The sequence below is a fragment of the Burkholderia anthina genome, from assembly GCF_001547525.1.
In the GTDB taxonomy this organism is placed as follows: Bacteria; Pseudomonadota; Gammaproteobacteria; order Burkholderiales; family Burkholderiaceae; genus Burkholderia; species Burkholderia semiarida.
In genome coordinates this window covers 2681867-2694421 of the sequence record NZ_CM003768.1, presented here as the reverse complement: position 1 = coordinate 2694421, position 12555 = coordinate 2681867, and the positions used below count along the sequence as shown (strand labels likewise).

10 protein-coding genes are annotated in these 12555 nt (G+C 70.2%); 4 read left to right on the top strand and 6 right to left on the bottom strand.

Going from position 1 to position 12555, the window contains the following annotated elements:
- Positions 1 to 63: 63 nt before the first annotated feature.
- The 4 genes from WS64_RS12295 (at position 64) to WS64_RS12280 (ending at position 4341) form a co-directional block, all read left to right on the top strand.
- On the top strand, positions 64 to 816 hold the full coding sequence (locus WS64_RS12295; RefSeq protein ID WP_060966550.1) for a fimbrial biogenesis chaperone: 753 nt from the start codon (positions 64 to 66) through the stop codon (positions 814 to 816).
- 25 nt (positions 817 to 841) lie between these two features.
- Positions 842 to 3145, top strand: a complete 2304-nt coding sequence (locus tag WS64_RS12290; RefSeq protein ID WP_244166553.1) for a fimbria/pilus outer membrane usher protein — start codon at positions 842 to 844, stop codon at positions 3143 to 3145.
- Positions 3142 to 3675 (top strand): spore coat protein U domain-containing protein, encoded by a 534-nt coding sequence (locus WS64_RS32755; protein WP_226225879.1) that lies wholly within the window; start codon positions 3142 to 3144, stop codon positions 3673 to 3675. The genes WS64_RS12290 and WS64_RS32755 overlap by 4 nt, the downstream gene beginning before the upstream one ends.
- Positions 3676 to 3747: 72 nt before the next feature.
- Positions 3748 to 4341: a hypothetical protein gene (locus WS64_RS12280; protein WP_081103822.1), complete on the top strand. Its 594-nt coding sequence runs from the start codon at positions 3748 to 3750 to the stop codon at positions 4339 to 4341.
- 28 nt (positions 4342 to 4369) lie between these two features.
- On the opposite strand, the gene WS64_RS12275 is transcribed toward WS64_RS12280, so the two are convergent.
- The 6 genes from WS64_RS12275 to WS64_RS12250 form a co-directional block, all read right to left on the bottom strand.
- Positions 4370 to 5677 (bottom strand): solute carrier family 23 protein, encoded by a 1308-nt coding sequence (locus WS64_RS12275; protein ID WP_059642425.1) that lies wholly within the window; start codon positions 5675 to 5677, stop codon positions 4370 to 4372.
- Positions 5678 to 5956: 279 nt separating this feature from the next.
- On the bottom strand, positions 5957 to 7198 hold the full coding sequence (gene flgL / locus WS64_RS12270) for a flagellar hook-associated protein FlgL (RefSeq protein WP_060966549.1): 1242 nt from the start codon (positions 7196 to 7198) through the stop codon (positions 5957 to 5959).
- A 23-nt stretch (positions 7199 to 7221) separates the two neighbouring features.
- A complete protein-coding gene (gene flgK / locus WS64_RS12265) occupies positions 7222 to 9207 on the bottom strand; it encodes a flagellar hook-associated protein FlgK (protein ID WP_060312175.1) in 1986 nt (661 codons plus the stop codon).
- A 196-nt stretch (positions 9208 to 9403) separates the two neighbouring features.
- Positions 9404 to 10159, bottom strand: a complete 756-nt coding sequence (locus WS64_RS12260) for a flagellar brake protein (protein ID WP_059583897.1) — start codon at positions 10157 to 10159, stop codon at positions 9404 to 9406.
- Between the two features lie 216 nt (positions 10160 to 10375).
- Positions 10376 to 11365 carry a flagellar assembly peptidoglycan hydrolase FlgJ gene (flgJ, locus tag WS64_RS12255; RefSeq protein ID WP_060312177.1) on the bottom strand — a complete coding sequence of 330 codons (990 nt, stop codon included), beginning with the start codon at positions 11363 to 11365 and terminating at the stop codon, positions 10376 to 10378.
- Positions 11366 to 12550: a flagellar basal body P-ring protein FlgI gene (locus tag WS64_RS12250; protein ID WP_060966959.1), complete on the bottom strand. Its 1185-nt coding sequence runs from the start codon at positions 12548 to 12550 to the stop codon at positions 11366 to 11368. It abuts the gene before it with no gap.
- Positions 12551 to 12555: the final 5 nt, after the last annotated feature.

Here is a 12555-nt window from a genome sequence, read left to right as displayed (position 1 = left end):
GCGCGCCCTCCCGACCGGCAGACGTCGAACATCCAGCAGCGCCCCCCTGGAGGTGGATCCGTGATGAAACCGAACGTGTACAAACTCGCGACCTGGCTCGCGGCCGTGACGCTCGCCGCCGCCTCCGCCGACAGTCGGGCCACCGACTTCACCGTGTCGCCCGTGCGCGTCGAGCTGTCGGCCGCGCAACGCAGCGTCGCGCTGACGGTGCGCAACGAATCGCCCGACCAGCCCGTGATCGTCCAGCTGCGCACCGTTGCGTGGTCGCAGAACGCGGGCGACGACGTCTATGCGTCGACCGGCGACCTGATCGCCGCGCCGCCGATCTTCACGATCGCGCCGGGCAGTGCGCAGGTCGTGCGCGTCGGCCTGCGGCATCCGCCCGCCGCTGACCGCGAAACCAGCTACCGGCTGTATCTGCAGGAGATTCCGCCCGCGCCGAAGCCCGGTTTCACCGGCGTGCAGATCGCGCTGGAAATGAGCCTGCCGATCTTCGTGAAGCCGGCCGTCGACACCGCCCCGCGGCTGCGCTGGAGCGCGGAGCCGCGCCCGCGCGGCTCGGGCACGCTCGCGTTGCGCGTGACCAACGACGGCACCGCGCATGCGCAGGTGGCGAACCTCGCGCTGCTCGCGCCGGGCAGCGATCGCCCCGTCGCCACGCACGCGGAATTCGCGTACGTGCTGCCCGGCCAGTCGCGCGAACTGACGTTCAAGCCCGGTGCCGGAACCGCGCCGGCCGTTGCCTCCGGCATGCACCTGATCGGCTACTCCGATGCGGGCGACATCGATACGACGCTCGCGCCGAACGCGCGCTGACGCGGCGCTGCTGATCGCGATTCTCATGAGCGCGCAGACCCCACACGCACACGAGCGTCTCGTCGCGGCACCGGCCGCCGCGGCCGCGCAGGCGTCGCATGGCGCGGCGGGCGGCCCGGCCGAGCTGCTGTACCAGGTCGACATCAACCGCCAGGGCCTCGACGAAACCGCGCTGCTGATCAAGGCGGCCGACGGCGCGTTCTACGTGTCGGCCGACGACCTGACGCGCTGGCGGCTCAGGCGGCCTGACGTCGCGCCGCTGGCCGGCAACGACACGCCGTACTACCCGCTGAACGCGATCGCGGGCCTCACGTACACCGTCGACGAGCAGAATCTGACGATGGCGATCAGCGCTCCGGCCCAGGCATTCGTCGGCGCGACCTTCGACGAGACCGAGCGGCACCGCGCGTCGGCCGTCGAGCCGGGCATCGGCGGCTTCTTCAACTACGACCTGCTTGCCGAACAGGCCGCGGGCCAGACGCACGGCTCCGGACTGTTCGAGCTTGGCTTCTTCAACCGCTTCGGCGTGGGCGTCGGCACGTTTCTCGCGGACGAAGCGGGCCCGACGCGGCGCCTCACGCGCCTCGAAACCACGTGGACGACCGATCGGCCCGGCCATCTCGCGAGCCTGCGCATCGGCGACGCGATCAGCCGCGCGGGCATGTGGGGCCGCGCGGTCCGCTTCGGCGGCATCCAGTACGCGACCAATTTCGCGACGCAGCCGGGGCTCGTCACGATCCCGCTGCAGGGCGTGAGCGGGCAGGCCGTGCTGCCTTCGACGGTCGACGTCTACGTCAACAACGCGCTGACGTCGACGCGCGAGGTCGCCCCCGGCCCGTTCGCGATCAACAACGTGCCGGTGGTGACCGGCCAGGGCGACGTGCGGGTCGTGGTGCGCGACGTGATGGGTCGCGAGCAGGTGATCACGCAATCGTTCTACGCAAGCGCGAATCTGCTGAAGCGGGGGATGCAGGATTTCTCGTACGAGATCGGCAAGGAGCGGCGCGATTTCGGCCTCGCGAGCAACGACTACGGGCGCTGGTTCGCCAGCGCGACGCACCGGATCGGCATGACCGACCGGTTCACCGGCGAGATCCACGCGGAAGCCGAAGCGTCGCGGCAAAACGTCGGCGTCGGCGGCGTGGTGCTGGCCGGGCCGCTCGGCGTCCTCAACGCGGCGGCGGCGGCGAGCCGCAGCGCCGATGGCGCGGGCGCGCTGGCGACGATCGGCGCCGAGAGCCAGGCCGGCCTCGTGGAGATCGGCGCGCACGCGCAATGGGCGACCCCGCATTTCGCGCAGATCGGGCTCGAGCCGGGCAGGCTCGCGCCGAAGCTGCTGACGAGCGTCAACGTCGGCCTCGGGATGGGCCGCTTCGGCTCGCTCGGGCTCGCGCACGTGTTCCTCGACGATCGCGACGGCTACAAGACCCAGTTGCTGTCGCTCAGCTACAGCGCGCAGCTCGGTCGCTTCGGCTTCGCCAACGTCAGCGTCAGCAAGCCGCTGAGCGGCGCTGGCGCGACGATCGTCGGCGTCGCGTGGACGATTCCGGTCGACAACCGCACGAGCGCATCCGTCACGATGACGCACCAGCAGGACCGCACCGAAATGCTCGCGCAACTGCAGCGCAGCCTGCCGGTCGGCGAAGGTTTCGGCTACGCGCTGCAGGCCGGCAACGACACGCAGGACGCGAGCGCGACGCTGCAGACGCGCACCGGCACCTACAGCGTCGAGGCGGCGGCGTATCGCGGCCGCGCCGGCGTGCGCGCCAACGTCGCGGGCGGCGTCGCGTTCGTCGACGGCACCGCGCGCCTGTCGCGGCAGATCACCGACAGCTTCGCGCTGGTCAAGGTGCCGGGCTTCGCCAACGTCGGCATCCTCGCGGACAACCAGCTCGTCGCGCACACGGACGCGAGCGGCGTCGCGCTGCTGCCGCGGCTGCGCGCGTATGAAAACAACCCGATTTCGATCGAGCAGGCCGACCTGCCGTTCGACGCGACGATCGGCACGCTGAAGCTCGACGCGGTGCCCTACTTCCGCAGCGGCATGGCGCTCGTGTTCCCGATCACGCGCTCGCGCGGCGCGATGCTCACGCTCGATCTCGCGGACGGCGCGCACCTGCCGGCCGGCGCGATCGTCACGATCGACGGGCGGAAGGACGCGTTTCCAGTCGGCCGCGACGGCGTCGTGTACGTCACCGGACTGTCGGAGCAGAACCGCCTGCATGCGGCGTGGCGCGACCGGCAGTGCGACGTGACCGTGCGCTTTCCCGCCGGTGACGATCCGCTGCCGGACCTCGGCACCCATCTTTGCAAGGGAGTCACACCATGAGACATCGCAAGCATGCCGGGCGGCCGGTCCGGCTCCCGCGCGTCCGCGCGACGGCCGCGACCTCCGCGGCGTCTGCCGCGTTCGCGTTGTTCGCGGCCGGCGCCGCGCTGATGGCCGCGCCGGCCGCGCGCGCGGCGACGACGTGCACGATGACGGCACCGTCGTCGATGGTGTTCGGCACGTACGACACCATCAACGCGGCGACGTCGGCCGTCACCGTCTCGGTGAACTGCACCGGCAGCGGCAACGCGACGCCGACGGTCACGGCGAGCGCGGGCGGCGGCACGTTCGCGAACCGGCTGATGACGCGCACCGGCGACACGCAGACGCTCGGCTACAACCTGTATCTCGACAGCGCGCACACGTCGGTCTGGGGAGACGGCACGAGCGGCACGTCGACGATTTCATGGGGCAAGATCACGGGCGCCGGCGCATTCAGCGCGACCGTGTACGGGCTGATCCGCGGCGGCCAGAACGCCGTGCCGGGCAGCTACGCGGACCACAACATCACGATCCTGTTCAACTACTAGGCGAGCCAACGGCGCGTGCGTCGCGCATGCCGCCATCGACCACCATCACGGACTCGGACAACGGGGGCAGACATGAATCGAACCCAGACAGCGAGCGCCGCCGCAGCGCGGCGCGCCCGCGGACGGACCGGTGCGGCGCCACTCGGGGCGCCACTCGCGCCACGCGGTGCGGGCCGCGCGCGCGGGCTGCTGGCCGCACTGGCCGCGCTCTCGATCGCGCTCGTCGGCGCGGCGCCCGGCCCGAGCGCCGCGAAGCAGGCCAGCCGCCCGGTGCAGGTCGGGGCAACGGTCCAGGCGTATGCGCGGCTGAACGCGACCCATCCGGCGAAGCTCGTGATCGCGAACAAGGACACGAGCATCGGCTACCTGGCCGTGCCGAACGCGAACAACCCGTCGGGGACGACCCTCGCGGTCCAGACCAACGACCGGGCCGGTTATACGGTGCGCGTACAGGTTGCCGCCGCGAGCCTGTCGCAGTTCAGTTCGATCGAGATCAGCGGCTTCGGCGGCAAGGTGGTGCTGCCGGGAACGGGCGGCACGATCAACGTGCCGTATACGGCGCTGAACACGACGTTTACGCTGACCTATCGGTTCGTGTTCGCGCCGAAGGCGAAGGACGGAACCTTTGCGTGGCCGCTCACGTTTTCGGTGCAGCCGAATCCGTGACGGCCGATGCGCCGGCCTCCCCCGCGCCTCACACCACCGGCCCCGGCTCCTTCTCCTTGCGCAGGAGCGCGTACAGGATGATCGCGCCGAACGTCGCGGTGCCGATCCCGCCGAGCCCGAAGCCGCCGATCTTCAGCGAGAAGTCGCCGGCGCCGAGCACCAGCGTGACGGCCGCGACGATCAGGTTGCGGTTGTCGGAGAAATCGACCTTGTTGACGACCCAGATCCGCGCGCCCGTCACCGCGATCAGCCCGAACACCACGATCGACACGCCGCCGAGCACGGGGCCCGGGATCGTCTGGATCACCGCACCGAACTTCGGCGAGAAGCCGAGCCCGATCGCGATCAGCGCGGCGACCGCGAACACCAGCGTCGAATAGATCCGCGTGACGGCCATCACGCCGATGTTCTCCGCGTAGGTGGTCACGCCCGTGCCGCCGACGCTGCCCGACACGATCGTCGCGAGCCCGTCGCCGATGAACGCGCGGCCGACGTAGCGGTCGAGGTTGGTGCCCGTCATCGCGCTGACGGCCTTGATGTGGCCGAGGTTCTCCGCGACCAGGATCACCGCGATCGGCGCGAGCATCAGCATCGCGTGCGGATCGAACACCGGCGCGCGAAAGCCCGGCACGCCGAACCACGCGGCATGCGCGACGATCGCGAAATCGATCGGCTTGCCGAGACCCATCCCGTTGGTCGCGATCGCGTAGATCACGTAGGCGATCACGAGCCCGACGAGGATCAGCAGGCGCTGCACCGTCCCGCGCGCGAACACCGCGACGCCGCCGACGCACAGCACCGTGACGAGCGCCATCACCGAGTCGAAGGTCGAGCCCGACACGCCCTTGACCGCGATCGGCGCGAGGTTCAGCCCGATCACCGCGACCACCGCGCCGGTCACGACGGGCGGCATCAGCGTCTCGATCCAGCGCGTGCCGATCGCCTGCACGAGCGCGCCGAGCGCCACGTACACGACGCCGCACGCGACGATCCCGCCGAGCGCGACCGGAATGTTCGGGTTCGGGCCGCTGCCGCCGTAGCCCGTCACCGCGATCACGAGGCCGATGAACGCGAAGCTCGAGCCGAGGTAGCTCGGCACGCGCCCGCCGACGAGCACGAAGAACAGCAGCGTGCCGATGCCCGACATGAAGATGCACAGGTTCGGGTCGAAGCCCATCAGCAGCGGCGCGAGCACGGTCGAACCGAACATCGCGACGACGTGCTGCACGCCCATCGCGACCATCTGCGGCCACGCGAGGCGTTCGTCGGGGCCGACCACGCGCGAGGCCGCGCCGGTCGGTTGGACCCGCCAGCGCGGGAAGTAGGAATCGGACATGGGGAAAGCGCTCCTGTCGGTCGTCGGTCGCCGGCTGCCAGGGATGCGCCGGTCTGGAATCTGGCGCGAGTTTACGGAGCGGAAATGGGGCTGGCAAGCGAACCGGCAGGCGGGGCCGGCAAGCGGAACGGCCAGGTGCCGGAGCGGCAGGTCGCGCCAGAGAACCGGTGCGCGGGCGCGCGGCCCGGTGAAGCGCCGTCCGCGCCCGACGCGCGGGGCGGCGGCGCGCGCCGGCCGCGAAGTAAGCATGCGCTCACATCGCAGCCGGCGCCGCGTACGTCACGGATTGATGTACTGGAACAGCGACATGTTCTGCAACTGCACGTAGGCCTTCTGCGCGCCGGTCAGCGCGTTCTGCACCTGCAGGTACTGGCTGATCGTCGTCACCATGTTGGTGCTCGTCAGATCCGACAGGTTGCTGCTCGTCTGCAGCGCCGCGGACTGGTTGACGGCCTGCATCGCCTTGACTTCCTGCTCGCGGCCGCCGACCGACGCCTGGATCGTCGTGACGTTGCGCATCGTGTTGCCGAGCTTGGTCGAGCCCGTCATCAGCGCATTCGTCAGCGCGGCGCTCGCCACCGGGTTGCCGGTCACGGGCTTGTTCAGCGCCGAAATCATCGCGTCGAGTGTCGAGAATATGTCGGCGCCGCCGCTCGCCTGCGGCGCCGGGTCGACCGCGAACGTGTCGCCGACGGCCGGCGTGCCCGACACCGTCACCGTCATGCCGTTGCCGAGCGAGATCGCCGAGCCGGCCGAATAGGCCTGCGCCGGCGTGGTGCTCGGCGGGCTGACCGAGTTGTCGGTCACCGTGTAGGTCGGCGCGGCGGGCGTGCCGCCGAACGTGATCGCGAACTGATGGCCGTTCGTCGCGGCCGCCGGGTTCGTCACGGTCACCGTGCCGATCGTGGCGGTGCCCGTATTGGCGGCGCCCGCCGACGGCACGGGCGTGCTGCCGATCGCCGGCACCGACATGAAGACGGCCGCCCCCGTGTCGCTCTGCGACACGGTGCTCGAATCGGCGATCTGCACGTCGCGCGTGCCGGTGTCGCCGACATACGCCACGCTGCCGTTCGGCGCGGCCTTGAACGGCGGCGCGGAGTTGTTCGTGCCGGCGAACAGGTAGGTGCCGGCGCCGTCGTTGGTGTTCGCGAGCGTCAACAACTGGTCGCGGTAGCCCTGCAGCTGCGTCGCCAGCGCCGCCCGGTTGCTGTCGGACAGCGAGCCGTCGCCCGCCCGCACGAGCAGCGTCTGCGCGCTCGTGAGCACGCCGCTCACGTTCTGCAGCGCCTGGTCCTCGGCCTGCAGCGACGCGAGCGCCGTGGTCTGGTTGGTCGCGTACTGCGACAGCGTCGCCGACGTCATCGACAACTGCACGGCCTGCGCCGCGCCGACCGGATTGTCCGCCGCCGTCTGCAGGCTCACGCCGCTCGCGATCTGCTGGTACAGCTGCGCAAGCTGGGCCTGCTGGTCGTTCATCTGCGTGACGTTCAGCTGGAAATACTGGGCGCTGGAGATCCGCATCGTTTCTATCCTCTCGAATCCGGTCAGTTGAACAGGCCAAGGACGGTCTGGAACAGCGTCGCCGCCGTCTGAATCACCTTCGCGTTCGCCTGGTAAAGCTGCTGGTACTGCATCAGGTTGGCCGCTTCCTCGTTCTGGTTCACGCCCGACACCGACTGCTGTGCCTGCGTGATCTGACCGACCAGCGCGGTCTGCGCGGTGCTCGACGATTTGAGCTGCGTCGCCGTGTTGCCGATGCCGTTGACGTAGGTCGCGTACGCGCCCGTGAGGGTCGTCGTGCCGCCGCCGAGCGCCTTCGCATTGACGAGTTGCGACAGCGCCCGTGCGTTGGAGCCGTCGCTGGTGCCGCCGGCGTACGGCCCGATCGTGAACGAATCGCCGGTCGCCGGCGCGCCGGACAGCGACACGCTCACGCCGTTGAGTGCGCCCGCGGCCGTCCCCGACATCGTCATCGTCGCGCCGGACGCCGGGTCGTACGGGACGGTGTCCGTCGGATTCACGATGGTCACCGTCGTCGGCGGCGTCGTTCCGACCGTCACCGTGGTGCCGACCGGGAAGCCCGTCAGCGTCTTCGCCGTCGCGTCGAAGGTCAGCTTGGTCGTCGGCACCTGATAGCCCGAGGTCACGCCGCCCAGCGTGATCTTGCCCGTGCCCGTGTTGGTGCTCGCCGCCGACGTGACGGCCGGCGACGCGGCCGCGATCGCCGAGAAGCTCGTCGTCGCAAGGCCGAAGCCGTTCAGCGCGCCGCGCGTCGGCAGCACGGTGAACTTGTCGCCCGGCTGCATCTGCGTGCCGGTCGCGGCCGAGAAGTTCAGCCCGCCGAGCGAAACCGGCATCGGGCCCGCCTTCTGGTCGACCACCGCGCCGCTCGCGCGGTCGGTCAGCGTGTAATTCGCGCCGTCGAACGAGAGCGTATAGTCGCTCGTCGTCGGCCGCGACGCGTTCGCGAACGACACCGACAGCGACGCGTTGCCCGTATTCCCCTGGGTCGCGTACACGGTCGGCGACGGCACGCTGAACAGGTTGCCGCCCGGATTGCCCGACAGGTCGATGCCGAGCGCGTTCTGCGCGTTGACCTGCGCGGCGAAGCTGGTCGCGATCGCGCCGAGCTGCGCCTGCGCGGGGTCGAGCGTCTGGCTGCGGAATGCGAGCAGGCCGCCGAGCGTGCCGCCCGACAGCGACGAATCGGGCAACGCCTGGTTCGGCCCCTGCGGGTTCGCGCCGGCGATGCCCTGCGACACGACGGTCAGCTCGCTCGGGTCCGACGGCGACGAGACGGTCGCGAGCTGGTAGCTCTTGTCGGCGACGACGAGCGGCTGGCCGCCCGCGAGGAACAAGCTGTAGCCGCCCTCGTTGCGCACGACCTGGACGCCGGCGAGGCTCGACAGGTTCGACACGGCGAGGTCGCGCTGGTCCATCAGCTGGTTCGGCGGCTGGCCCTGGCTGCTCGCCGCCGAGATCTGCTGGTTCAGCTCGGCGATCTGAGCGGTGTACGTGTTGATCTGCGACACCGTGCTGGTGAGCTGGGTGTTCACGCTCTGGCGCAGCGCGTCGTACTGCTGGCCGGCCGCGTTGATCTGGTTGGCCAGCGTCTGCGCGTTGCTGATCGCGGTCTGCCGCACGGACGGGTCGGACGCGTTGTTCGCGACGTTCTGCAGACCGGTGAAGTAGCTCGTGATCGCGGTCGAGATGCCGGCCGTCGGGCTGCCGATGTAGTTGTTCAGCTGCGCGACGAGCGTGTACCAGGTCGACAGCGCGCTGCCCTGCGTCTGCGCGGTGTTCAGCTGGTCGCTCAGGTACTGGCTGTACTGCCGCTGCACGGTGACGGTGTTCACGCCTTGCGGCATGTAGCCGCTGCCCGTGTACTGGCCGCTCGCTTCGGCATACACGGGCCGCTCGACCGAATAGCCGGGCGTCGCGGCGTTGCTGATGTTGTTGCCGGTCGTCGTGAGGCCCCAGAGCGCGGCATTCAGGCCGCTGACGCCGAGGTTCATGAGTGTGTTGGACATGCGCGATCCTGATGAGCCGGCCGCGCGTTGCGGCCGCCGGGTTGCGTGACTCCCGGTATAACGGCCGCGGATCGAAAAAATTGAGGAAAAAGTGCACGCGCGGCGCACGAGCGTGCGTCGCCGTCGGAAGCGGCCGGCACGAGGCGCCGGCGGCGCCGCGCGGGCCGCCCCGTGGGGGCCGCCCGCCGGAGGCGCGTCAGGCCCGCGCGAGCGAGCGGCGCTTCATTTCGAGCTGCGTGATCAGCCGCTGCAGCGTGTTCTCCGCGCTGCCCGGCAGCGACATGTAGCGGAAGCCGAGCTGGTAGCGCCGCGCCCCGTTCGGCATCTGCGTCGAACGCTGCGACACGAGCTGCAGGTCGAGCGACAGCTTGCCGTGGCCCGTCAGCTCGAGCTCGACGTCCGGCAGCAGCGTGCCGACCTCGAGCGCCTCGACGCGCTCGTCGGCCGTACGCAGCCCCACGCCGCCGAGCGACAGGTTGTGCACCTCGAACAGGAAGCTTTCGCCGTCCGGCAGCTTGCCGCGGCACAGGAACGGATCGACGATCGGCGCGTCGACGCGGAAATATTCGCGGCGCTGGATGCAGACCAGCACGTCGGGGAAATCGGCGACGAACGCGGGCAGCCCCTCGTAGCGCGTCTCGCGCGGCGTGCCCGTGGTGAATTCGACGCGCACGCCCTCCGGCGCGGCCGCGAACGTGCAGTGCGACGCGCCCAGGATGCCGGCGTTCTGCTCCGACAACGCGCCCCAGTCGAACGTGAACGTCCGCGCGCCGACGTCGACCTCGAGCAAACGCGTGACGAGCTGGCCGCCCGGGTACTGGACGGTCAGGAAATCGCCGCGATTCACCAGGTTGCGCAGCTGCACGCCGATTTCCAGCGGATTGCGGCGGGCATAGTCGGGCCCGGAGTGGCCTGCATCCAGGCTGGGGTCCGTCGACGTTTCGATATTCATGGCTAGCCGGTCTTTCTTGTCATGGGCGCCCGGGGCAACCGGTGCGCAATAAAACCGGGCCAGAACGGGGGCCCGGTCGCAGGTCTCTCACACTTAGCGGCAGTGCTGACCGAAAGTTTAGATCGAAACGGCCATTTATTTGTCGCAAACGTTGAAACCGCGCGCGGCAAGGTGCCGGGCGCGGTCCGAAGGGGTCGATCGGTGGCGGGCGGGCCGTCAGCCGATCTGCTGCATGATCGAGATCAGCTTCTTCGCGTAATTCGGGTCGGTCGCGTAGCCGGCCTTCTGCATCCCGTGCGCGAAGCCTTCGACGCTGCGGCTCGCGCTGAGCACGCCCGCGTAGCGCGGGTTGTTCTTCAGCAGGTTCGCGTAGTCGGTCATCGCGTGCTCGTACGAGTCGTACGCGCGGAACTTCGCGACCACGCGGCGCGGCGTGCCGTTCACGTATTCGGTGGTCAGCGCCGACACGGTGCGGCCGGTCCAGCCCTTGTTCGCCTTGATGCCGAACACGTTGTAGCTGGTCGAGCCGTCCGTCGCGCGGATCTCGCGCTTGCCCCAGCCCGATTCGAGCGCGGCCTGGCCGACGATGAACCGCGCCGGGATGCCGGTCGTCGCGCTGGCCGCCTGCGCGGGGCCCGCGAGCCGGTCGACGAACGCGTCCGCGTCGCGCACGCCGCTCGCGCCCTTGAGCGGCGGCGTCAGCGCGCTGCCGGCCGAATAGCCGCGCGCCCCGGCAAGGCCGCCGTTGTTCGCCGCGTTCGCATAGGCCTTCGCCATCGCGTTCATCGCGGCGAGGCCGCCTTCGTTGCCGGCCGTGCCGAGGCCGCCCACGCCCATGCCGCCCATGCCGCCCGCGCCAACGTCCGCCGCGCCGCCGCCGGCGCCGACGCCCGCGTTGCGCAGCAACTGCTTCATCAGCGCGTCGGCCACGCCGATCCCGCGCGTCGACATCTGCTGCGCGAGCTGCTGGTCGAGCATCGACGTGTACATCTTCGACGTGTGCGAATCGAGCAAGCCGCCGTCGGGCGATGCGTCGCGCATGCTCTTGAGCATCATCTGCGTGAACATCGCGTCGAACTGGCCGGCGACGGCCTTCGCGCCGGCCTGCGGCGACTGCTTCGCCTGCGCGCGCAGCGCATCGAAACCCTGCACGTCGAGCGCGAAGCGCTGCGTGAGGTCGTTTGCGTTGGGGAGCGTGGCTGCCATTTAGATCACCTCCAGGTCGGCACGCAGCGCGCCGGCCGCCTTCATCGCCTGCAGGATCGACATCAGGTCCGCGGGCGTCGCGCCGAGCGTGTTCAGCGCCTTCACGACGTCGGCGAGATTCGCGCCGGCCGTCACCATCTTCAGCGCGCCGTTGTCCTGCTTCAACTGGATCTGCGACTGCTGCGCGACCACCGTCTGCCCGTTCGAGAACGGCCCCGGCTGCGACACCACCGGCTGCGTGTTGACGACCACCGACAGGTTGCCGTGCGCGACCGCGCAGCTTTGCAGCGTGACCATCTGGTTCATCACGATCGAGCCGGTGCGCGCGTTCAGGATCACCTTGGCCGCGGCCTTGTCCGGGCTCACGTCGAGGTTCTGCAGCCGCGCCATGAACGCGACCTGCTGCGCGGAATCGGCCGGCGCCGCGAGCTGGATCGTGCGGCCGTCGAGCGCCGTCGCGGTGCCCGGGCCGAAGCTCGCGTTGACCGCGGACACGATGCGCTGCGCGGTGCCGTAGTCCATGTCGTTCAGTTGCAGTTGCAGCACGCCGTTCATCTGCGCGACCGCGTTCGGCACCGCGCGCTCGACGATCGCGCCGCCGACGATCCGGCCGGCCGCGAGCTGGTTCACCTGCACGCGGCTGCCGTTCGCGCTGGCGCCCGCGCCGCCGACCGCCATGTTGCCCTGCGCGAGCGCGTACACCTGGCCGTCCGCGCCTTTCAGCGGCGTGAGCAGCAGCGTGCCGCCGCGCAGGCTCTTCGCGTTGCCGAGCGACGACACGGTGACGTCGAGCGCCTCGCCGGGCCGCGCGAACGGCGGCAGCGTGGCCGTCACCATCACGGCCGCGACGTTCTTCAGCTGCATGTTGTTCAGCGACGACGGGCCGCCGTTGGCCGAACCGTTGTTGATCGAGATGCCGAGGTTCGCGAGCATGTTCGCGAGCGTCTGCGTCGTGAACGGCGTCTGCATCGTCTGGTCGCCCGTGCCGTCGAGGCCGACGACGAGGCCATAGCCGATCAGCGGGTTGTCGCGCACGCCCTGGATCTGCGCGAGATCCTTCAGGCGTTCCGCGTGCGCGTTCGCGGCGCCGAGCACGCACGCGGCAGCCACCGCCGCGAACGCGACGGCGAGCCGCGCGGCCGTGTGCGCGCGGGCCGACAGGCGGCTGAACAGGGTCGTTCGCATCGTCA

Coding starts and splice junctions, on each gene's coding strand:
- WS64_RS12295 (WP_060966550.1), top strand. CDS start 64: ATGAAACCGAACGTGTACAAACTCGCGACCTGGCTCGCGGCCGTGACG.
- WS64_RS12290 (WP_244166553.1), top strand. CDS start 842: ATGAGCGCGCAGACCCCACACGCACACGAGCGTCTCGTCGCGGCACCG.
- WS64_RS32755 (WP_226225879.1), top strand. CDS start 3,142: ATGAGACATCGCAAGCATGCCGGGCGGCCGGTCCGGCTCCCGCGCGTC.
- WS64_RS12280 (WP_081103822.1), top strand. CDS start 3,748: ATGAATCGAACCCAGACAGCGAGCGCCGCCGCAGCGCGGCGCGCCCGC.
- WS64_RS12275 (WP_059642425.1), bottom strand. CDS start 5,677: ATGTCCGATTCCTACTTCCCGCGCTGGCGGGTCCAACCGACCGGCGCG.
- flgL (WP_060966549.1), bottom strand. CDS start 7,198: ATGCGGATCTCCAGCGCCCAGTATTTCCAGCTGAACGTCACGCAGATG.
- flgK (WP_060312175.1), bottom strand. CDS start 9,207: ATGTCCAACACACTCATGAACCTCGGCGTCAGCGGCCTGAATGCCGCG.
- WS64_RS12260 (WP_059583897.1), bottom strand. CDS start 10,159: ATGAATATCGAAACGTCGACGGACCCCAGCCTGGATGCAGGCCACTCC.
- flgJ (WP_060312177.1), bottom strand. CDS start 11,365: ATGGCAGCCACGCTCCCCAACGCAAACGACCTCACGCAGCGCTTCGCG.
- WS64_RS12250 (WP_060966959.1), bottom strand. CDS start 12,550: ATGCGAACGACCCTGTTCAGCCGCCTGTCGGCCCGCGCGCACACGGCC.